A 22,504-nucleotide genomic window follows, 5' to 3' on the forward strand; every position below is an offset into this window, starting at 1 on the left:
CCGCGTACCGAAGAGGTGCTCTCCCCGAAAACGAACGCTATAAGAACATCCCGTGCTCCCCGACGTGGTTCAGGAAAAGCTTCGCGCGCTCCCCGCCGAGTCCGGCGTGTATCTGTTCAAGGACAAAAAAGGCGAGGCCGTCTATGTCGGCAAGGCCAAGAGCCTGCGCAGCCGCGTCCGCAGCTACTTCCAGAGCGGCAGCAGCGACACGCGGCTCTTCATTCCCCATTTGCTGGAGACCATCGGCGATCTCGAGACCATCGTCACCGCCAACGAAAAAGAGGCGACGATCCTCGAGAACACACTCATCAAGGAGCTGCGCCCCCGCTACAACGTCAAGCTCCGCGACGACAAGGAGTACCTGTCCCTCCGCTTGAACGTCACCCACGCGTGGCCGCGCCTGGACGTGGTGCGCAAGCCCGCCGCCGACGGCGCCCGCTACTTCGGCCCCTACCATTCGGCCACCGCGGCCCGGCGGGCGCTTCATCTCATCAACAAACATTTCCAACTTCGGACTTGCAGCGATCTGGAGCTGACGAGCCGTCGGCGCCCATGTTTGCAATATCAAATCAAGCGCTGTCCGGCCCCATGCGTCTACGAGGTCGACCCCGCTTGGTACAAAGACCAAGTGCGCGCCGTGGCCATGTTCATCGAGGGACGCCATGACGAGCTGTCGCACGAGCTCGCCGATCGCATGCGCAACGCCGCGCGCGAAACGCGCTTCGAGCTGGCCGCCGTCTACCGCGATCAGCTCCGCGCCATCGAGCAGGTGCGCCAATCGCAACGGGTCGTCTCGGCGGACGACGACGTCGAAAAAGACGTCATTGGGCTATACCGCGAGGGGGAAGGGGACCTGGTCGAGCTGGTGATCCTCCATGTGCGGGCGGGGCGGCTGGGGGAGGTGGGTACATTCGCCGTCAAGCACGCCGAGATCCCCGACGAGGAGATCGTCGCGGCGTTCATCGCGCAGCACTATGGCGATGTGGAGCCCGACCTCGAGGACGAAGGCGAGGCGGGCGCGCGCGACGCGGTGGCAGGTGATCCGGCGCCGCGCGACGTGACGGCGGTGCGCGATATGACGGTGGCGCGGGTGCCGATCCCGCGGGAGATCGTGGTGCCGTGTTTGCCGGAGGGTCACGCCGGTATTGGCGAGTGGCTATCGGACAAGGCCGGTCACAAGGTATCCATCGTTCATCCAAAGCGCGGTGCACGCGCCGATTTGCTGGCGATGGCGAACGACAACGCGCGGCACGCCTTCCTGGAGAAGCGGCGGGTGTCCGACAGCGTGGAGGAGCGCCTTGCGCAGCTGCAGGAGCGATTGCGCTTGCCCACCTTGCCCCGCCGGATTGAGTGCTGCGACATTTCGCACCTTGGCGGTGGCGATACGGTGGGGGCCATCGTCGCCATGACCGATGGCGTACCCGACAAAAAGCGTTATCGCACGTTTCATGTCCGTGGCACCTCCACTCCAAATCGCAGCTCCGGCGGAGAATTGGTCGGCGACGACTATGCCGCCATGTACGAAGTACTGGCACGGCGATTCCGTCGCGGCTTGGCGGCAGGTGCAGGGCAGGGCCCTGGGGTTCTCGAAGACGTTTCCAAGGCGGGCGCTGCGTCTCTCGAAGACGTTTCCGAGGCGGGCGCCGTGTCTCTCGAAGACGTTTCCAAGACGGATCCCACCCCCCTCGATGACGTTTCCGATGCGGACCCCACCCCTCTCGATGACGTTTCCGATGCGGACCCCACCCCCCTCGACGACGTTTCCGAGGCGACGATCGTGGAAGATCCCGGGGTCGCCGAGAGCGCAGACGGAGAGGCCACGTCGCAGCTCGGTGGGACGGAGGCGGATCCGTGGGAGCTTCCGGATCTCTTCGTGGTGGACGGCGGCCGCGGCCAACTCGGCGTCGCGCTCGCGGCCGCACGCGATTTGGGGCTACACCATTTGCCGATCGTCGGCCTTGCAAAGGAAAAAGAGAACGTCCTTGGCGAGACGATGGTCGACCGCGTCTATCTCCCCGGACAGAAAAATCCGATACCACTCAAGACACATTCGGCATCGCTCTTCTTTCTCGCCCGCCTGCGCGATGAAGCGCACCGCTTCTCCAACCGAGGACGCGAGAAGCGCGGCAAGGCGCGGCGACTTCACTCGGTGCTCGACGACGTTCCCGGTATTGGTCCGAACACGAAGAAGGCATTGCTCAAGGCGCTTGGCTCGGCGTCCGCCGTTCAGCGCGCCGACGACGCAACCTTGCTCGCCGTACCTGGGGTCAACAAGCGACATGTGGCTGCGCTTCGCAAGGTTTTTCCTGGGCCGGCGACCACGCCCGACGAGGCAACGACGTGAGCGTCTGCCAACGTCGTTGACAGCTGCTCTCATGCCCTACCGTGTGCGGAAAACGGCATTTTCATAAGGACTTTCATCGAAGGTGGCGCACGCGAAGACCTTCACACCTTGGTGCGCGATATGCTTTACTCCAGCCGAGCTCCTGAAATCAGGGGCCGCGCAGCTACGCACGACCACGAGGGAGTAGCGGACATGGAAAAGACCGGAGGCGGCCCCGAAGCCGCCTATGCCACCCGCGCCACAGCGCGAACCCCGCAGGAACCCACGCCACGGCGCTCGCTCATGGGCTCGGCCGCCCGTGCGTTGATGGTCGCGGGCTTTCTGGCGGGCATCGGCGGCGTCGGTAGCGGGTGTCTGACCCGCAAAGTCAGCGGTGAACCGCCCACCACGAAAATCAACTACAACACGCGCATTCGGCAGTCGGCGATCGACAAGCTCGATCTCCTGTTCGCCATCGACAACTCCTCGTCGATGGGCGACAAGCAAAAGCTCTTCAGCGAGGCCGTGCCGGCCCTCATCACCCGTCTGCTGACCCCCGACTGCATCAGTGACTCAAACGGCGGGGTCGTCGAGCGCGTGGGCGGGGCATGCCCGACGGGCAGCAAGCCCGAGTTCGAGCCCGTGCAGGACATCCACATCGCCATCGTCTCGTCCTCCTTGGGCGACCGAGGCACGGGCGCGACGTGCGGCACGGACACCACGCGCTTCGACGACGACAAGGGCCGCCTGCTCAATCGGCCCCCGACGGCCGACACCGCACCGAGCAACTTCCTCGCATGGCTTCCCCCCGTCGAAAAGAACAAAGAGAAGCGGGCGAAGCTCAAAAAAGGCGAGGATGTGACGCCGCAGGATGACCAGCAGCTGCTGGTCAATGACTTCAGCTCCCTGGTCGTCGGCGTGGGTCAGAACGGATGCGGATACGAGGCGCAGCTCGAGAGCGCCTACCGCTTCTTGGTGCAGCCCGACCCGTACGAGAGCATCTCCCTGGTCCCGTCGGGCGGCGATCAAATCGCGCAGCTCAACGGGGTCGACAACACGATCCTCGCGCAGCGCGCCAAGTTCCTCCGAGAGGACTCGCTCGTCGCCATCATCATGCTCACGGACGAGAACGAGTCGAACGTCGACCCGCTCGCCGTCGGCGGGCACGGCTACTACTACACGGATCGAAGCACGCACGTGGCGGGCGGTACCGCGGCTTGCGCCCAGAACCCGAACGACGACGCGTGCTTCTCGTGTTACCAGACGAACGCCAAAGGAAAGCCCGAGTGCCGCGACGCGAACGATCAGGTGATCCCGCTGAGCGACAAGGATGACAACCCCAACGTCCGCTTCTACGAGATGAAGCGACGCTTCGGTGTCGATCCGCGGTATCCCATCGAGCGGTACATCAATGGCTTCAGCAAGGCGAAGGTGCCGGATCGCCGCGGCGAGCACCCTGCCAACGCCGAAGGCAAGCCGTCCTTCAACTACGTCGGGCAGACCAACTGCACGAGCCCTCTCTTCGCCAAGAATCTCCCGAAGGATGGCAAGGCGGACGCCGCGGGCCTCGATGCGCTCTGCAACCTGCCGAAGGGAAGCCGCACGGACGATCTGGTGTTCTTGGCGGTCATCGGTGGTGTCCCCTGGCAGCTCCTGACGACCAAGCCGGACGACCTCACGGACGACAACAAGGCCGAGTTCAAAGACAGCCTGGATGTCACCGATTGGAACCGGATCTTGGGACCGGATCCGCTCCACTACAAGTTCGATGGGATCAACGCCCGCATGCGGGAGTCCATCGCGAAGCGCGCAGGTTTGGCCGAGGCCTCCACGTCGGGCGCGGCCAACGGTGGTGAGTGGGATACGGCCTTCAAGGACTTGCAGTATGCATGCACCTTCAAGCTGCCCACGCCGCGGGATTGCACGAACAAGGCCGAGAAGGACGCGTGCGACTGCTCGACGGACGACAGCGGAAACCTCTTGTCGCAGTCCTCGCTTTGCGAGCTGGATCCGAAGTCGGGGAAGAAGACGCTCCAAACGCGCGGCAAGGCCTATCCGACGGTCAGCGAGCTCTCGGTGGCCAGGGCGCTCGACAAGCAGGGCATCGTCGCCTCCCTCTGCCCGCGCTCGCTCGAGGGCGGGGTCAAGAACCCGACCTACGGCTACAACCCGGCGGTTCGGACCATCATCAACCGGCTGAAGGACGCGCTCAACGAGCGATGCATCCCGCAGCCTCTGGAGGAGGCCTCCGACGGCACCGTGCCCTGCTTGGTCCTCGAGCGGCTCCCGCAAACGGGCGACCAGGCCACTGCATGCGATCCGGCAAAGAACCGCGAGCAGCCCGATCCCGGCATCCTCGCTCGGTACAAGGAGCAGCTGAAGAACGATGGTGAGCCGCAGGAGGTGCTGGATCAGCCGGTCTGCGCGATCAAGCAGCTCACGGGAACGCAGCTGGTCAACAACTCGTGCGTCAACTCGACCAAGGGTGGCTGGTGCTACGTCACCCGGAAGAAGAGCCCGAACGAGAAGTGCGCTCAGGCGGTGAAGTTCTCCAACCAGGACAAGCCCGTCAACGGCGCCACCATCGACCTGGCGTGCATCGAGGAGCCGCCCAAGACGGCCGGCGGCGACGGCGGAACCCCCTGACACCGCGCCTCCGCGGTTTCCATCGAGATGGTCGCGCAACTCAAGAAGACGATTCTGATCATCGAGGACGAGCCTCACATCGTCCTTGGGTTGCGCGATTCGCTGGAGTTCGAAGGCTTCCGCGTCCTCTCTGCAGATAAGGGAAAAGAGGGGGTCTCGCTCGCCCGGAACGAGACCCCCGACGCCATCATCCTCGACCTGATGCTCCCGGACATGAACGGGTACGCCGTCTGCGAGGAGCTCCGGCGCTGGAGCCCGTTCGTGCCGATCATCATGCTCACGGCGCGCTCCCAAGAGACCGACAAGATCCGCGGCCTGGACGCGGGCGCCGACGACTACGTCACCAAGCCCTTCAGCGTCGGCGAGCTCATTGCGCGCATCCGCGCCATCTTCCGCCGCGCCGCCCGCACCGGCTCGGCGCCGGAGACCTTCGAAATCGGCGAAGCGCAGGTCAACTTCGCGGCGCACACCCTCACGCGCCACGGCGAAGTGTTGCAGCTCTCGTTCTACGAAGTGGAGCTTTTGCGCCTGCTCTCCGATCGCTCCGGTCAGCCCGTGAGCCGCGATGAGATTCTGCACAAAATTTGGGGTCTCGATGCGTCCCCGTCGAATCGCACGGTGGACAATTTCATCGTGAAGTTGCGTAAAAAGATCGAGATATCGCCCGAGAAGCCGAAGCACATTTTGACGGTGTACGGCTACGGGTACAAGTTGGCGCTTTAGAATCGGTCGGCCTTTCGTCGGGTCGACGTGGATACGCACGAGCGGGATACGTTTTGACGACACCCGTGCGCATCCCCAATCCCGCGAACGGTGCGACGACCTTTGCATACGAGCCCCCGACCCGTCGATTGACGGGGATCACCGAAGCGAATGGAGTGGTGACGACCGCGATCCGCTTACGGATGCCGCTATGTCGACGTTCGTCGATCGAGGTACTAACCCTGTCGTACGCTCCTTCAAGTTTGACGCACTGGAGCGGCTCTCGGTGTCGTGGAACAACTTGGGGCCCAGCTCGCAAGAGCTTCCGCTCGAGTCGTCGACCATTTCGGCGGGCCAAGGAGCGAACCGGGTGGGCGCTCCAGGAAATTCGATCAACGGGATCGCGCGCGACAAACCCATGCGGAGCATCTACGAAGGCGCAGCCGGCGCTATCATCACACCGAAGCTTGGACCACTCACGCCACCCGATCGAGAGCAGCTAGCGCGGTAGAATTCATGGCACGGCGAAAAATCATACCCCGACTTGGAGATGTTTTCGAGATCCCGTTGGCAGACGGCAAGCTCGCGTTTGGTCACATTCTTCGAGGAAATCTCGTAGGCTTCTACGGCTTCGAGAGCGATCGTAGGGTTTCCCTCGATACCGTCGTTGCTAGTGTCGTTGCTTTTCGTATTGTCTGCATGATCGATTCCATTGAAGAGGGTCAGTGGCCGATTTTAGGCAATGTACCTCCGCCTGCTCCTATGAATGAACCCATGAGGTTCTGGAGATCGACCGCCGCCGGATTCTTGTTCATACAGGAATGGCGGTCTGACACAGGCAAAGAGGAAAGGCGCGCAACGGAGGCCGAGATCGCCGGGCTCGAAGAGTCGGTCATCTGGAATCCGAGCGCCGTGATCGCTCGCTTGAAGTGTTTCTTTCGCGGTGAGGCTTGCCCGCAGGTCAGGCTCGGGTAAGGAACGTCATGGGAGCGTGGGGACATCAACCGTTTCAAAACGATACCGCGCTCGATTGGGCCGACTGGGTCCTTGAGACGGGCGTCGCGACCGCGATTCAGCAAACACTTCAACACGTGGCGAGTGCCAACTATCTGGATGCGGACGATGGATCCACGGTGGTGGCCGCGGCCGCGATTGTCGCCGCAGCATGCGACGGTGACGTCGCGGGCTTGCCCGATGACATCGTCCCAATCGTTCCGCATTGGAATCCCGGCGCCGACATCGTGCAGCTTGCTCGCGATGGGCTGAGCGCCGTCTCTGGCGCACAGTCGGAGCTCGCATCCCTCTGGGGAGAGAGCTCCGAGGACGCACTCTGGCGAGCCACGCTCGAAGGACTTCAAGGGAGACTTCGCCACGATCGCGTGTCCCCCACGGCTCGTCATCGACCGTAGGTGGTTCGCCGCCAAGCACGCGGTGGTCGTCTCGAGAGTACGTCGAGGTGATGGTCGGGCCCTTTGTTGCGCGTCAGGTCGGGAGCGCCGCGGTTCGAGGTGTCGGTCGACGAATCGCGCCATGATGGCGATGCCGTGTTCGTGACGCGACGCGCTGACCGGAACTGGCCATTGGCCGGACATAGGAGAGCAGGACCTGGAACTTACCCGAACCAGCCATCCGCGATCTGGATTACCTGCACCTGCAAGAAGCGACAAAAGCGCGCTGGACACAAGACGTCCGGGGGGAACTTGCCGCCGTGTCAGCGTAGATTGCAGAGCCCATTTTTTTCTTAGGAGGGGTGTCTCATGCACCGTGCTTCTGCGTTACTTACGGGATCCTTTGCGATCCTCGCTGGCGTCATCTTTGGCCTCCCGAGCTGCGGGAGCAGCGATGACGTGGGCTTCAACCCCCTGGACGATGGGGGGCGCGTCGACGACGGTAGCTTCACCCCACGACCCGATGGCGGCGGTCCTCGACCGTGCACCACGGGTCTATGCCTCAAACGCGTGTCGTGCCCGGGGGGCGGCGACACGACGATCACGGGGACCGTCTACGATCCGGCTGGGAAAGTGCCGCTCTACAATGCATTCGTCTTCGTACCGAACGCGCCGCTTCAAAAGATTCCAACCGGCGCGTCGTGCGACCGATGTGACTCGGGATCGAACGTGTACTCCGGCGATCCGGTGAGCTCCGCGCTCACCGATGCGTCGGGGAAGTTCACGTTGAAGAACGTGCCCGTCGACAACAACATCCCCTTGGTCGTCCAAATCGGGAAATGGCGCCGCGAAAACGTCAAAATAAACGTGACCAAGTCGTGCGGTGAAAATCCGGTCGCGGCCGAGGTCACGCGTCTGCCGAAGAACAGCGGTGAAGGAAGCATTCCGCATATTGCCCTTGCCACCGGCGGCTGGGACTCCATGGAGTGCTTGCTGCGCCGCATGGGGCTCGACTCCAGCGAGTTCTCGACCAAGGGCGCTGCGGGCGACGGTCGCGTTCATCTTTTCCAGGGGCAGGGCTCGGGAACCCAAAAGCCCACCATCAAGTTCGATAACGACGTGGCAGGCGGCGCGTCCTTCGCCAATGCCGGCACGGATATGTGGAGCAACGTCGACCAGCTCAAAGCTTACGACATGGTCATTCTCTCGTGCGAAGGTGCCCGATTCCCGGATAGCAAACCGGAATCGGCGCGCAATGCGCTTTACGAATACGAGAAGATCGGCGGTCGCGTGTTTGCGTCGCACTGGCACGATATCTGGTTCAGTCAAGGTCCCAGCCCAGTGCCGGCGATCGGGCGATGGACCAATTCGAGTCAGGAGAACGACAGGGACACCCAGGTCGCGGAGGTGAACGAGAAGTTCCCGAAGGGGAAGGCGTTCTCGGATTGGCTGCAGAACGTCCAAGCCACGTCGGCGAAGGGCAAGCTGCCGATCGAGCAGGCTCGCCGCAATTTGAGCTTGCCCCTCGGTTCGAGGGCGCAAGACTGGGCCACCATCCCGAACTACATGTGGCGAAAAAATAACGTCGACGATCCGCCGACCCTGGCCAGTCCTCCGGAGGCCGTGCAGTTCGTCTCCTACAACGCGCCGCTCGACAAACCGGAGGCCGAGGCCTGCGGGCGCGCCGTCTACAGCGGTCTGCACGTCTCGTCGGGCGCTCGAAAAGACAATATCGGGCAGACGTTCCCCGGCGCCGAGTGCATCTCCGGCGATCTGTCGCCGCAGGAAAAGGCCCTCGAGTTCATGCTCTTCGATCTCTCGTCGTGCATCTCGAAGGACACCGAGCCGCCGCCGCCGCCCATCCACTGATCACCAAGCGGTCACCCGCCCGTCGCGCGTCGCGTGCGACGGGCGGACGCATCGACCTACGGCGAGCGACGAGCCCCGTCACTGGAATTCAATCCCCCGCTCGCGACCAACGTCGATTACCTGCACCTGCAGCTGGCTACAAAAAGCGCATGGATGCACGACGAATGGACGAATTCGGTCGGGTGTTGGCTTAGATGACGGGGTTCATTATTCCACTTCAAGGGGTGTTCTCATGCACCGTGCTTCACAGATCCTTACGGCGTCGTGCGCGATCCTCGCGGGCGTCTTACTCGGCCTCCCAAGCTGCGGAAGCAGCGACACCTCCGGGTTCGGCCCCGCGCCGGGCGAAGACGGCGGCAACCCCGTGGACGGCTCCTTCATTCCGCGGCCCGGCGGCGGTGACGGCGGCAAGCCGTGCAACACGGGCCTGTGCCTTCAACGCGTCACGTGCCCCGGTGGCGGCGACACGACCCTGACGGGCACCGTCTACGATCCGGCGGGCAACGTGCCGCTCTACAACGCGCTCGTCTTCGTGCCGAACGCAAAGCTCGAGACCATCCCCACCGGCGCATCGTGCGACCGCTGCGACTCGGGCTCCAATGTTTACACGGGCGATCCCGTGAGCTCCGCGGTGACCGACGCGTTCGGAAACTTCACCCTCAAGAACGTGCCCGTGGGCGAGAAGATCCCGGTGGTCGTGCAAATCGGGAAATGGCGCCGGGAACATGTCACGGTAAATGTGCCGGCCTGCACGGAGACCAAGCTCACCAAGGAGCAGACGCACCTTCCGCGCAACCGGGGGGAGGGGAGCATTCCCCATATCGCCATCGCCACCGGCGGGGCCGACTCCATGGAGTGCTTGCCCATCCGTATGGGGCTCGACCCGAAAGAGTTCTCGACGCGAGGACAAGACGGGCGCATTCACCTGTACCAAGGCAAGGGCGGCGCGACGGTGAAGTTCGATTCGGGCACCGAGTTCGCGAGCGCGAACGAGCTGTGGAGCAGCACGGACACGCTCAAAGCCTACGATATGGTGATCCTCTCGTGCGAAGGCGGGAGGTTCGCGGACGACAAACCGCCGGCCACCCGAAACGCCCTCTATGCCTACGAGTCGATGGGCGGCCGCGTGTTCGCCTCGCACTGGCACGAGATCTGGTTTCGCCTAGGGCCCGCCCCGGTGCCCTCGATTGGAAGCTGGAACGTCAACGAAATCCCCGAGAACGACAGGGATACGCAGCTCGCGGTGGTGAACGATAGCTTCCCCAAGGGGAAAGCCTTCGCCCAATGGCTCAAAAACGTCGGCGCCACGCCCCAAGACAAGATGCTGCCCATCCAACAAGCGCGCGACATCATGAGCGCCGTCACCGATCCACGGGCCCAAGATTGGGCGACCATTCCTCAGTACGTCGGCCGGCACGAGAACGGCGACAAGTTCAACGCCAATCCGCCCAAGGCGGTGCAGTTCGTCTCGTACAACGCGCCCCTCGACAAGCCCGAGGCGGAGGCCTGCGGACGCGCCGTCTACACCAACCTGCACGTTTCGGCCGGCGCACGCGCGGACCACCTGGGCAAGACGTTTCCCACCCAAGAATGCGTCTCGGGCCCGCTCTCGGAGCAAGAAAAAGCCCTCGAGTTCATGCTCTTCGATCTCTCGTCGTGCATCTCGAAGGACACCGAGCCGCCGCCGCCCCCCGTCATCCACTGATGGGTCGTCCGGGCGGCAAACCGTCATCGAGAAAGAAAGAAACCGCCAGGACACCAGGGGCGCCAGCAACACCCGCGTGAAACCTCTGGGTCCTTGGTGCCCACCCTTGGCGCTCCCTCGCGTCCTGGCGGTTGAATCATCGAGCGGAAAGAAACCGCCAGGACACCAGGGGCGCCAGCAACACCCGCGTGAAACCTCTGGGTCCTTGGTGCCCACCCTTGGCGCTCCCTCGCGTCCTGGCGGTTCATTCATCGAGAGCAAGAAACCGCCAGGACACCAGGGCCGCCAGCAACGCCCGCCGTGAAACCCTTGGGGCTATGGTGCCCACCCCTGGCGCTCCCTCGCGTCCTGGCGGTTGATTCATCGAGCGGAAAGAAACCGCCAGGACACCAGGGGCGCCAGCAACACCCGCCGTGAAGCCTTGGGGCTATGGTGCCCACCCCTGGCGCTCCCTCGCGTCCTGGCGGTTCATTCATCGAGAGCAAGAAACCGCCAGGACACCAGGGGCGCCAGCAACGCCCGCCGTGAAGCCCTTGGGGCCATGGTGCCCACCCCTGGCGCTCCCTCGCGTCCTGGCGGTTCATTCATCGAGAGCAAGAAACCGCCAGGAACGCCAGCGCACCCGCGACGCGTCCGCGCGGTTACCCCATCATCGCCTTCGACGATTCGCCTCTTCGCTCAATGAATGACGGGCGGAGGCGGCGGCTTGTCGTCGCTGGATACGCAGGATGCCAGGTCGAACAACATGAACTCGAGCGCCTTTTCCTGCGGGGTCAGATCGGCTTTGCGGACGGCCTCCGGATCCTTGGGATCGTAGCCCTTGCAGCCCGCCGGAAATTGAGTGCCTTGTTCGCCGACGATGTCGCGCGGGGTTCCGCGGGGGACGCCGGCCGACACGTGCATGTCGGTGAAGATGGCGCGGCCGCAGATTTTGTCGTCGGCTGCGCCGATGGGGGCGTTGTAGGACATGAATTGTACGGCGGGTGCGCGCGGATACGTGGGGATCGTGATCCACTCTTGCGCCTTGCTCGCGTTCACGGCGGTGAGCACGCCGCGGGGCTCGGTGATGCTGAGCTGCGTGCGCGGGTTGGTCGCCTTGACGTTGTCGAGCCAGTCGGCGAAGGCGATGCCCTTCGGAAAGTCTTTGTCGCCGTTTTTGGTTCGCACGATGCCCATGGCCGTGTAGGTGTCGCTCGTGGGCTCGTAGGCCTCTTCGTCCCAGGTGCCCGTCTTTTGCACGTCCTCGGGGCCCTTTCGGAAGAAGTACTCGTGCCAGTGCGATGCGAACACGCGACCGCCGATGGACTCGTACTCGTAAAGGGCCTTGGTGGCCTCCGGAGGCTTGCTCTTCGGGTTGGGGCTCCCCTCGCACGACAGAATCACCATGTCGTACGCCTTGAGGCGGTCGGTGCTGTTCCACAGCTCGGTCGACGCCGGGAATGAGGCGCCGCCCGCGACGCTGCTCACGAACTTGCCCGTGGAGTACGCGTTGTCGCTCGGATCTTCCTCGATATCGTTCTCGCCCTTGTAGAGGTGGATCCGGCCCGGGCCGCCCTTGATCGAATATTCGCTGATGTCGATCCCCATGCGCAGCGGCAAGCACTCCATGGAGTCCGACCCGCCCGTGGTGATGGCCATCAGCGGGATGTTGCCCTCGCGCTGGTTGCGCGGCAGACGCGTTTCGGTGGCCGGGAGCGGGGTGTCGACGCACCTCGCGACATGGGGCACCTTGATCGTCCGGCGCCATTTGCCGATTTGAATCACCAGCGGGATGTCTTTGCCGACCGGCATGTTCGGGATTTTGAACTGGCCCTTGGCGTCGGTCTGCACGCCGGTGAGCGGGTTGCCCGAATAGAGGCTTGGATCGCAACGGTCGCAGGAGGCGCCCGTTTGGATGCCCCCGAGCTCCGCGTTCGGCACATAGACGACCACGTTGTACAGAGGGACTTTGCCGGCAGGATCGTAGACGATGCCGCTCACCGTGGTGTCGCCGCCGTCGTCGCAGCGCACTTGCTGCTGGCAGAGCCCCGTGCACGGCTTGCCGCCGCGGGGGCCCGAGTCGCCGAAGTCGCCGCCGGGGTTGGGGCCGGGGATGCCTGCCTCGTCCACCATGTTGTCGAACCCCGAGACGTCGCTGCTCCCGCAGCCAGGGGCCAGCATGACAATCGACGCGGAGGCGGTGAGAAAGCCAATCAGCAGGGTCGAGCCACGTTTCATGAAGTGCATCCTGAAGCTAATTGTGGCCGCAGCGCGGCATGGGATTCGGAAAATCCGACCCACGCATATTTTATCGCCGATGGTGGGTGTCAACCCGAATTCGGTACACTCAGTCGGTTGGTGTCACGAAAACAATGTCGAGACGTGCGTTGCGCGCACGCAATTTCGCGTCGGAAGGATCGACCAGCGGGGCGCGGCTGCCCGCCGTTTCACCATGGACGCGGGTCGAGTTGGCGGCCGATGCCAGGGCCTTGGCGGCGTTGTCTGCGCGCTGCTTGTCCAGGACCGCTTCTTGTGCACTGGGCGCTGCAGCATCGTGGACGACGACCTGCACGGCCACGCCGGGGTGCGCGCCCAGCACGCGGCCGAGCTCTTTGAGCTTCGCTTCGCCGTCGGCGGTGAGGCCCGACGACTTCGAAAAGGTGTCGCGCAGGGTGACGACGACGCCCCGCTCGTCGCGAACGGGCGACCAGCTGCCCGCCGCCGAGAGCTCGGCGAGGAGCGCATCGGCTTGGCCTGCGCTGGCGCGGCCCTCGCTCCTGCGCACCTTGGTCAGCACGGTGAGGCAGGCGACCCGCGCGTGCGTGGCCGCATCGATGGGCGCGGGCTTGGGGCTCGATTCGAGCTTCTTCTCCAGATCGGCCGCCTCTTTTTCGGCCCCGGCGAGGCCCTCCAAGTTGGGCGACAGGAGCCGCGCGGCGCCGCAGAGGAGGCGCGCTTGCGTGGCGAGGGAGCGGGCGGCTTGAAGGCGCGCGGCCTCGCGCAGGGGATCGGCCGGACGGCTCGAAGGCACCAGCGCCTCTTGCGAGAGGGTGAGGCGGCGATCGAGCTCGGCGCCCTCGCGATCGACGTCGATGCGCGCTTGCGAGAGGCGCCGGGCGTCGGCTTGGGCGGCGCTGCGGGCGGTCTGCGCCTTCGTTTCATCGGTCTGCGCGCGCGCCAGGCGGGCGAGGACCGCCGCGTGCTCGTAGGCGGCGATCGCGTGATCGGCATAGAGGCGCGCGGCCACGTCGTCGCCCTCGTCGTGGGCCTTCTTGGCCAGGGCGCGCTCGCGCTCGGCCACGCCGTATTCCTGCGGGGCGAGGGCGGCGCCTTCGCGGGCGCCGGGGCTGCTCCGGGCGCGCTCCACGGCGTCGAGCGCACCGAACGATCCGCGCGGGGTGGCCGCGGCGCCGCCGCAGCCGGTTGCGAGCGCGAGGAGGGTGCATGTGGCGAGGGTCGAGGCGGCGAGCCGCAAACGGAACGAACGGGAGAAAGCTCTCACGGCTGTCGTCCTTTCGAGGGGGTCGCCTTGTTTCCCTTGCTCGGGGTGCTCGCGGGCTTGGCCGGCGAAGGGCCTGCGTCGCGGGTGGCGCTGGCGGAGGTCTTCTCGGGCTCTTGCTTCTTTTCGCGCTCCGCGGACTCCACTTGGGCGCGCAGCCGGCCGTTTTGCGCGATGGCCTCGTCGAGGAGCGCGCGCTCGCGTTCGACCTCGGCCCCCGCGTCGTCGGCCGTGTGGCGGGCCTCGATGGCGCGGCGCTCGAGCTCCACTGTGCGCACCAGATCGCGGCCGACCTCCGCCCACTCGCGGGCGACCACGTCGGCCAGCTTGGCGTGGGCTTCATCGCCCCCCGCCCGCAGCTTGTCCCCTTGCTCCAGGTACTGCCGCGCGCGTCGCACCACCTCGGCCGTCAGGGCCTTGTGCGCCGCATCGGCCTCGAGCTCCGAAACGAGAGACTCCGCGCGTGCTCTATCCCCTTGACCCCCGGCCGCATGGGCCAGGGCTCCCACGAAGAGTCCTACCGCAGGACCGATCCACCACCACCGTATGCGCATCGTTCGGGATGTGCCCTTCGCCATGGGATCCGTCAATGAATTTGGGATGAGGAGTTGATGCGGCCTCGACTTGGCCCCGACGTGAGATGCTTGCCGCCCGGGATCCGGGACCACCCAGGGCGAGGAAAGGCTGCGATTTGCATAGATGACAATGTGACATCGCGCGAAATGCGCGAGAAAAAAAGCGAAAATTGAGCAGTGAATAGGCCGGGAAGGGGAATCCGTGGTATCCCATGAGGCAATGTCGGTTGGGGCCGAACAAGGCCAAGAAGCCGGGATGGAGGCGCTCGGGGTGGGCTCCCCCGCCTCGACGTTCGGCAAATATCACCTGTTCGCCACCTTGGGGCGCGGAGGCATGGCAGATGTTTTTCTGTCGATTGCCCGCGGCCCCATGGGGTTCAACAAGCTCGCGGTCATCAAACGGTTGCGGTCGAACCTGGCCGACGATCCCGCGTTCCGCAACATGTTCCTCGACGAGGCCCGGCTGGCGGCGCGGCTGAATCACCCGAACATCGTTCACACGTACGAGGTCGGCGAGAAGGACGGCAACTACTTCATCGCCATGGAGTACCTCGAGGGTCAGTCCCTCAACAAAATCATCCGCGAGGCGGTGAAGCGCAACGAGGTGTTCGACCAAGCCTTCTGCGCCCGTATCATCTCCGATGCGCTGGCCGGTCTGGAGTGTGCGCACGCGCTCGTCGACTACGACGGCCGCCCGCTCAACATCATCCACCGCGACGTGAGCCCGCACAACGTCTTCGTGACCTACGGCGGCCAGGCCAAATTGGTGGACTTCGGCATCGCCAAGGCCGCCCTCAGCTCCACCGAGACGGAGATCGGCGTCCTCAAAGGCAAGGTCGCGTACATGTCGCCGGAGCAGGCGGTGGGCGGCCCCATCGATCGCCGGGCCGACGTGTTCTCCATGGGCATCTGTTTGTGGGAGATGCTCACCCGCCAGCGCCTGATGACGGGCGACTCGGCCGCGAGCACCCTGCACCGCCTTCTGCACCTGCCCATCCCCGCCGTCTCGTCGGTGCGGGCGGACATCGATCCCGAGCTCGACGCCATCGTGGGCCGCGCGCTGGAGAAAGAGCCGCGATTCCGCTTTCAGACCGCCCAAGAAATGCGCGACGCGCTCGATAGCTTCCTCACGGCGACGGGGCGGCCGATCCGGCAGGACGAGATCGGCCGCAAGATGTCCTCCATGTTCTCGCGGGTGCGCGAGGAGGTGCAGAAGCAAATCCAAGAGCACATGGCGAAGGTCACCGCGGCCACCAGCACCGAGGAGCTGGCGCTGCTCAACGCCGAGGCCATTCGCCGCGCGGGCAACGGCATGGGCTCATCGCCCTCCAGCGCGCAGTTGATGCGCCTGGGGGTGAGCGGCGGGAGCGGGAGCGGGATCGTCCCCAACTTCAGCGGCTACTCCGCCGCGCCGGGCTTTAGCCAGGCGTCGCAGCCGGTGATCGCGGCCGAGCCCAAAAAGAGCCGGCTGGCGGTCATTCTGCTGTCGGTGGTGGTCGGCATCCTGGCCATCGCGGTCATCTTCCTCTATGCGCAAGGGCAGCGCGGCGGCACCGCGCAGGCGAACAAAGGCGATCCGCCGGCCCGCGGTCCGGAGGCTCCCCGCGCCGATAATTCCGGGTCCGCATCGGGAGCAGGCCAAGCGGGCCAAGCGACGGGCGCGGCCACCGGCATCGTCGGCGGCTCGGGGGTGGGCGTGGTCCCGCAACCCGGTACGTCGCCGGGTACGTCCGCCGCGTCGGGTGCGATGGCAGGGAGCCCGGTGCACTCGGGGCGCGTGGCCCAGAGCGGCGGCGGGCGCACGCGAACGCAGCCCCCACCGCACCCCACGGGCACGGCCGCGTCGGGACCTGCGCCCGCCGAGAAGGCCGACGACGGGTTCTTGACGCTCGACACGTATCCGTGGACGAAGGTGAGCGAGGGCGGGCGCGTCTTGGGGACCACGCCCATCCTCCGCGTGCCGCTGGCGGCCGGGTCGCACACCTTGACCTTGGAGAACCCGGACGACGGCATCAAACAGTCGTTTACGGTGACCATCAAGAGCGGCGAGACATTCAACAAGCGCCTCGGTCTAAAGTAGGACTACTCTTAGGCGCGCCATGGCCCGAGCACGCGTTTCCTGGGACGAGTATTTCATGAACATCGCGCGGGAGGTCTCCACCCGCTCGACGTGCGATCGCAAGTTCGTGGGCGCCGTCATCGTGCGCGACCGCATCATCCTGGCGACCGGGTACAACGGGTCGATCCGAGGGATGCCGCACTGCGACGACGTCGGCCATCTGATGGAGGACGGGCACTGCGTGCGCACCGTGCACGCGGAGGCCAACGCCATCGTTCAGGCCGCACGCAATGGCGTCCGCATCGACGCGGCGGACATTTACGTCACCGCATCGCCTTGCTGGATTTGCTTCCGCCTGATCGCCAACGCGGGCATCCAGCGCATCGCGTTCGGCGAGTTTTACCGCGACCCGCGGGTGTTCGAAATGTCGCAGGCGCTCGGCATCGAGCTCGTGGACATGTCGCCGAAAGGATCCGCCGCGTGATATCGTGGCGGGATGTCCGTAGCTCCTGAATCGCCCTCGCGTCTTCGTGTAGCCGTCATCCAGGGAGGCCCTTCCTCCGAAGCCGGTGTGAGCCGCGCCTCCGCCGCCGCCGTGCATCAAGCCCTCACCGAGGCCGGGCACGACGTGACCCGTCTCGAGCTCGATACCGGCATCTTCGAGGCGCTCTTGCGCGGCAAGTTCGATGTGGTGCACCCCGCGGTGCACGGCGCCGTGGGCGAGGACGGGTGCCTCCAGGGCGTGCTCGAGGTGCTGGGCCTGGCCTACGTGGGCTCCGACGTGAAGGCCAGCGCCGTGGCCATGGACAAAGTGTACGCGCGGCGTCAATTCGAGCTGGCCGAGCTGCCGGTGGCGCGCGGCATCTCGCTCTCCCGCGACGCCGAAAAAACGCCGCGCGCGGCCGCCGAGTTTGCGCGCCAGGTCGTCGGCGCCAGCGTGGTGGTCAAGCCTTCGGCGAGCGGTTCGGCGGTCGGCGTGAGCCGGCACGAGGCGGATGCGCCCGACGCGCAGGTGGCCGCGGCCATCGAGGCGGTGTGGGAGCTGGGCGACGCGGCCCTGGTGGAGCATTTTGCGCACGGCCGCGAGGTCACCTGCGGCGTGCTCGATCTGCAGGGCGAGCAGGCGTACGCGCTCCCGCCCACCGAGATCCTGGCCCCCAACGACGCCTTCTACACCTTCGAAGCGCGCTACGCGCCCGGGCGCAGCGTGCACCGCTGTCCGGCCCCATTGGGCGACGAGCTCACGCGCCGGGTGCAGGAGCTGGCCTTGCAGGCGCACCGCGCGCTCGGCTGCCGCGATCTGTCGCGCGTCGACTTCGTGGTGGGCGACGGCGCCGATGCCTCGTCGTGCATCGTGCTCGAGGTCAATACGCTCCCCGGCTTCACCAGCACCAGCTTGTACCCGGAGGCCGCGGCCGCGGTGGGCATCCCCTTTCCGCGCTTGTGTGACGCCCTCGTCCGCAGCGCCCACCGCCGCGGCCCGTCCCGCCGCAACGCACCGCTCGCGTTTCCCGGCGCCGTGCAGTCCTAGCCCCGTCGAGCGCCAAGTCGCCGGGAACACCCAAGGTATGGCCCGCTTCGTGCGTCTCAAGGGCGAGACCATCGAACCCTGCTAGAACTAGGCTAGACCCCCCGCGCGAGCTTGGCATGCGCATGGAGCGCGACTCTCTCTTCAACGAAACGATCCTCTGGTCCGGAAGGCCCCGGGTGGTTCGCGCTCCGCTCGGGGCAAAGCTCGTGGCCGCGGTGTGCGCGACGGTCTCGTTGGTGACCCTCTCGTTCGCGGTCCTCGCCCGCACGTCGTTGCATGCCCACGTGGGCGGCATGATCCTGTTTGCCCTCTGGTGCGCATCGATTGCGCTGGGCGCATGGCGGCTGCCCATCCTCTGGCGTAGCGGGGTCGAGTACATCGTCACGGAGAAGCACATCATTTGGCGGCGCGGCCGCGTGCGGCGCACCATGGACCGCTCCGCCATCAGCTACGCCGTGATCCGGTGGGATCCCAAAGAATCGGACGTGGGGGATTTGATCCTGGTGCGCGCCGTGCCGACGGGGGCGCTGCGGCGCACCTTGAAGCTCGCCCTGCATGGCGTGACGGGGCCCGATCGCCTATGGGCCATCGTGCGCGGCATGACCCCGTGCGCGCCGCTGGGGCAGGGCACGCGGCCCTTGGGCCAGCGCCTGGATCCGGGCGAGCGCGTGCTCTGGAGCGGCATTCCGCTGGCCTCGTCGTGGACGTCGCGGCGCCTCGGGACCGCGGTTCTCTCGCTGGTGGTCTCGCTGGCGGCGGTGCACGTGCTCGTGCGCGCGATCCCCACGCTCCGCGGTGTTCTGCGGCTGCATGCGCTGCCGCCCGTCATGCTCGGGCTGCTCATCTTTGGCGTGGCGCTCACGGTGCTGCTCTTGGCGGCGGTGGCCATCGGCGTGGGGTACGCGTCGGTGGTGCGTCCGATGTTCCTCGCCCGACGAACCATTTACGTGGTGACCAACCGCCGCGTGCTCATTCGCCGCCACCGTGAAGAGCTGCACCTGGAGCGCGGGCGCATCGCCTATGTGATCGCCGCCCCCGCGCGCCGTCTGCACGACGTTTTCTTGGTGCTCGACGGCCCGCAAGCGCGGGCGCTCGCCCCGAGCGGCGCCTTTGCGAGCTTTGGACGCGAGGAGGCCGAGGGCGCGCTCCTGCCCGTGTTTGCCCGCATCGAGGACGCAGAGACGGTGGGCGTCCTCCTGCAAGCGAACGCGTCGGGTGATCTCAGCTCGATGCGCGACGCGGCCTGAACACCATGGCCGCGCAGGCGAGGGCCAGGATGGCGACCTGAAGCCCCAAGGTGCGCGGGTTGGAGCCTCCAATTTTGGCGATGACATAGCCGGAGACGGAGCCCGCGACCATCTGCAGAAAGCCAATGAGGGCGGACGCGGTGCCGGCGATCTCGGGCACCGGCTCCATGGCCATGGCGGCCGAGCTGGGCACCACCAGGCCGATGCCCACGAAGCACCCCACCACCGGCACCATCAAGCCGAGCACGCCGGCGGCGGGCACCTGCACGAGCGCCGCGAGCGCCAAGGCGGCGACGAACAAGGTGAGGCCGCCCAAGGTCACCACCCGGCGCGTGGGCCGGCCCGTCTTGAGAAGGCGCCCCCCGGCCGCGGACCCCGCCATGAGCGCCAGGGCGGTGGCGCCGAAATAGAAGCCGTAGTGCGACGGTTCCACCTTGTAGCCATCGATGAGCACGAAGGGGGAGCCGGAGATGAACGCAAACTGGGCCGCGAAGGAGAGCGCGATGACGGCCGAGGGCCCGCGCGTGCCCCGCGTGCGAAAGAAGCGCCCGACGGACGAGGCGATGGCCCCCAGCGCGAGAGGGCGCCGCTCGGCCAAGGTCTCCTCGAGCGAGAGCGCCGTCATGACGCCCAGCGCGATGCCGCAGAGCCCCAGGGTGGTGAAAATCGCCCGCCAGCCCAGGTGCACGAGCAAAAATCCGCCCACGATGGGCGCCAGCATCGGCGCCAGGCAAAGGACCGCCGTCATGGTGGCAAAGAGCCGCGCGGCTTCGGAGCCCGCGTGCGTATCGCGCACCATGGCGCGCGCGATCACGGTGCCCGAGGCCGCCCCCGTGCCTTGCACGAAGCGCAGCGCGATGAGGACCGAGAGGTTCGTGGTGATCGCGCACGCGAGGCCGGCCAGGGAAAAAACGGCCAGGCCCGCGAGCAAGAGCCTTCGGCGGCCCAGCGCGTCGGAGACATAACCGACGATGAGCTGCCCGATGGCGTATCCGAGCAAGAAAAGGCTGAGGGTGAGCTGGGTGCGGTCGGAGCCCACGCCGAACTCGCGCATCAATGTCGGCTGGGCCGGCAGGCTCATATCGATGGAGAGGGCGGTCATCCCGGTGAGGGCTGCCAGCGAGCCGATCCATCGCGGCGATCCAACGAGCGCGCGGAAAGGCAAGCCGCGGGGAGGAGGAGGCGTGGAGCCCAAATGCAAGAGAGACGACATTCGTGAGGAGAACTCGGGGTATAACCCGAATGTGGCAGGAGTTGGGTACCTCGTCAGTTCCAAGTATCGCCTGGTGCGCCTTTTGGGTGACGGCGGGATGGGTTCGGTTTACGAGGCCGTCCACGAGGTGCTTGGGTCGCGTGTGGCCATCAAGCTTTTGCACCCCGAGCTGGCCGGGCGATCGGGGCTGATCGATCGCTTTCTGCAAGAGGCTCGGGTGGCCGCGCAGATCCGCAGCCCCCACGTCGTGCAGGTGATGGACGTGGATCGCACCCCCGAGGGGCTCGCGTACATCGTGATGGAGCTGCTCCAGGGCGAGCCCCTTTCGAGCGTGCTCGAACGCGAGCGCAAGGTCCCGATCCCGCTCTCCTGCGCGTACACGAAGCAGATCCTGGAGGCGCTGGAGGCGGCGCATGCGCTGGGCGTCACCCACCGCGATTTGAAGCCCGAGAACGTGTTCGTCACCTTCTCGGCCGGGCACCCGGTGCTCAAGCTGATCGACTTCGGCATCGCCAAGTTTCGAACGAGCGAGCCGGGCGCGCCCCGAAACCTCACGGTGGCCGGTGTGGTGATGGGCACCGCCGAGTACATGGCCCCGGAGCAGGCTTACTCCGCCGACCGCGCCGATGCACGCTCCGATTTGTACGCCGTCGGGGTGATGCTCTACGAGATGATCGCCGGCGTGCGCCCCGTGGAGGGCGAGGGCGACGCGCGCATCATCGCCGCGCGCGTGGAGCAGGGCGACGTGAAGCCGCTGGTGCACGCGGCGCCCGACGTTCCGCGCGAGCTCGCAGGGCTGGTGCACCGCGCGATGGCGGCGCGCCCCGATCTGCGCTTCGCCAGCGCGACCGAGATGCGCTTGGCGCTCGAGAAAGTTTCGCTGGCCTCCGACCTCGGGCGCGCGCCCACCAAGCCGCTGGGCGCCGCCGCGCTGGTGGGGCCTGGGGTGGGGCCCGGGACGGTGCTGGGGGCGCCGGCGGACGCGGTGTTCGCGGCCGCACCGGGGCCCAGTCTGTCGGGCGCCACGGTGCTGGGCGCGGTGCAGCTGCCGGTGGCGCCTCCGCCGCCCGGCGCGCCGCCGCAGGTCTATGTGATGGATCCGGGCGCGCTCGCCGCCGGTGCGCCGCCCCACGCGCACGTGCCGCCGCATGCACAGATGCAGGTGCACCCGCAGATGCAGGCGCACGCGCGGGTGAGCACGCCGTATCGATCGCCCGAGCCGCGCCGAAAGCCGGCGAGCCGCGGGTGGTTGTGGCTCCTGGTGCCGCTGGTGCTCGGCCTGGGCGGTGCGATCACGTACGCGGCCATCAGCTGGCAGTCGGATGGCGACGTGACCGCCTCACCGGGCACGCCGGCCGCGACCTATCCGCCCCCGCCCGCGACCCCGGCCGACAGCGCGACGAACGCGCAGACCCCGGCGCCGCCGGCCAATACGTTGGCGCCGCTCACCGGGACCGGGCAGCCGCCGCGGCCCACGACCCCGGGCGCGCGTCCTTCGCCCAAGCCCTCGTCGGCGCCGTCCGCGAGCGCATCGAGCCCCGGGGGCGCGGTGCCGTTTCCGAGCATCCCCATCCCGCTGCCGTCGGCCATCCCGCTGCCGTCGGCCATCCCGCTGCCCTCGACCTTTCCCACCGCGCTCCCCAGCGGGTTTCCTCCGCTTCCAAGCGGGATGCCCGGCGGTTTTCCCTCCACGTTGCCGCCGTTTCCCTCCACCATTCCGCCCCTTGGACCCGCCCCGGCCCCCGCGCCCGCCGGTTCGTAACGACGC

General features: G+C 66.4%; 16 protein-coding genes. 12 read left to right on the forward strand and 4 right to left on the reverse strand.

Annotated elements, in window-relative coordinates:
- Positions 1-52 precede the first annotated feature (52 nt).
- The 7 genes from uvrC to LZC94_16030 all read left to right on the forward strand — a co-directional run bounded on the left by uvrC (position 53) and on the right by LZC94_16030 (position 10,633).
- The gene (gene uvrC / locus LZC94_16000; GenBank protein ID WXB18726.1) at positions 53-2,344 is read left to right on the forward strand and encodes an excinuclease ABC subunit UvrC; all 2,292 of its coding nucleotides are present in this window, start codon (positions 53-55) and stop codon (positions 2,342-2,344) included.
- 192 nt (positions 2,345-2,536) lie between these two features.
- Positions 2,537-4,969, forward strand: coding sequence for a hypothetical protein (locus tag LZC94_16005; protein ID WXB18727.1), 2,433 nt, complete (start codon positions 2,537-2,539; stop codon positions 4,967-4,969).
- A 27-nt stretch (positions 4,970-4,996) separates the two neighbouring features.
- Positions 4,997-5,692, forward strand: coding sequence for a response regulator transcription factor (locus LZC94_16010; GenBank protein ID WXB18728.1), 696 nt, complete (start codon positions 4,997-4,999; stop codon positions 5,690-5,692).
- A gap of 495 nt (positions 5,693-6,187) precedes the next feature.
- The gene (locus LZC94_16015) at positions 6,188-6,646 is read left to right on the forward strand and encodes an immunity 26/phosphotriesterase HocA family protein (GenBank protein ID WXB18729.1); all 459 of its coding nucleotides are present in this window, start codon (positions 6,188-6,190) and stop codon (positions 6,644-6,646) included.
- 8 nt (positions 6,647-6,654) lie between these two features.
- A complete protein-coding gene (locus LZC94_16020; protein ID WXB18730.1) occupies positions 6,655-7,080 on the forward strand; it encodes a DUF4259 domain-containing protein in 426 nt (141 codons plus the stop codon).
- A gap of 348 nt (positions 7,081-7,428) precedes the next feature.
- Positions 7,429-8,928, forward strand: a complete 1,500-nt coding sequence (locus LZC94_16025) for a carboxypeptidase regulatory-like domain-containing protein (protein WXB18731.1) — start codon at positions 7,429-7,431, stop codon at positions 8,926-8,928.
- Positions 8,929-9,160: 232 nt separating this feature from the next.
- A complete protein-coding gene (locus LZC94_16030) occupies positions 9,161-10,633 on the forward strand; it encodes a carboxypeptidase-like regulatory domain-containing protein (GenBank protein ID WXB18732.1) in 1,473 nt (490 codons plus the stop codon).
- 678 nt (positions 10,634-11,311) lie between these two features.
- Here LZC94_16030 and LZC94_16035 read toward each other — a convergent pair.
- The 3 genes from LZC94_16035 to LZC94_16045 form a co-directional block, all read right to left on the reverse strand.
- On the reverse strand, positions 11,312-12,850 hold the full coding sequence (locus LZC94_16035; GenBank protein WXB18733.1) for a carboxypeptidase-like regulatory domain-containing protein: 1,539 nt from the start codon (positions 12,848-12,850) through the stop codon (positions 11,312-11,314).
- A 109-nt stretch (positions 12,851-12,959) separates the two neighbouring features.
- Positions 12,960-14,114, reverse strand: a complete 1,155-nt coding sequence (locus LZC94_16040; protein ID WXB18734.1) for a hypothetical protein — start codon at positions 14,112-14,114, stop codon at positions 12,960-12,962.
- Complete coding sequence (locus LZC94_16045) at positions 14,111-14,620, reverse strand: hypothetical protein (GenBank protein WXB18735.1); 510 nt, start codon at positions 14,618-14,620, stop codon at positions 14,111-14,113. The genes LZC94_16040 and LZC94_16045 overlap by 4 nt, the downstream gene beginning before the upstream one ends.
- A 286-nt stretch (positions 14,621-14,906) precedes the next feature.
- On the opposite strand from LZC94_16045, the gene LZC94_16050 reads away from it, so the two are divergent.
- From LZC94_16050 to LZC94_16065, 4 genes are all read left to right on the forward strand, one after another.
- Positions 14,907-16,766, forward strand: coding sequence for a protein kinase (locus LZC94_16050; protein ID WXB18736.1), 1,860 nt, complete (start codon positions 14,907-14,909; stop codon positions 16,764-16,766).
- A gap of 19 nt (positions 16,767-16,785) precedes the next feature.
- Positions 16,786-17,229: a cytidine/deoxycytidylate deaminase family protein gene (locus tag LZC94_16055; protein ID WXB18737.1), complete on the forward strand. Its 444-nt coding sequence runs from the start codon at positions 16,786-16,788 to the stop codon at positions 17,227-17,229.
- 12 nt (positions 17,230-17,241) lie between these two features.
- Complete coding sequence (locus tag LZC94_16060; GenBank protein WXB18738.1) at positions 17,242-18,276, forward strand: D-alanine--D-alanine ligase; 1,035 nt, start codon at positions 17,242-17,244, stop codon at positions 18,274-18,276.
- 122 nt (positions 18,277-18,398) lie between these two features.
- The gene (locus tag LZC94_16065) at positions 18,399-19,523 is read left to right on the forward strand and encodes a hypothetical protein (GenBank protein ID WXB18739.1); all 1,125 of its coding nucleotides are present in this window, start codon (positions 18,399-18,401) and stop codon (positions 19,521-19,523) included.
- Here LZC94_16065 and LZC94_16070 read toward each other — a convergent pair.
- Positions 19,498-20,736, reverse strand: coding sequence for a multidrug effflux MFS transporter (locus LZC94_16070; protein ID WXB18740.1), 1,239 nt, complete (start codon positions 20,734-20,736; stop codon positions 19,498-19,500). The genes LZC94_16065 and LZC94_16070 overlap by 26 nt on opposite strands.
- A 97-nt stretch (positions 20,737-20,833) precedes the next feature.
- Here LZC94_16070 and LZC94_16075 point away from each other — a divergent pair, with 97 nt between their 5' ends.
- Positions 20,834-22,498, forward strand: coding sequence for a protein kinase (locus LZC94_16075; protein WXB18741.1), 1,665 nt, complete (start codon positions 20,834-20,836; stop codon positions 22,496-22,498).
- Positions 22,499-22,504 lie beyond the last annotated feature (6 nt).

The organism is Sorangiineae bacterium MSr11954, assembly GCA_037157815.1.
In the GTDB taxonomy this organism is placed as follows: Bacteria; Myxococcota_A; Polyangia; order Polyangiales; family Polyangiaceae; genus Pendulispora; species Pendulispora albinea.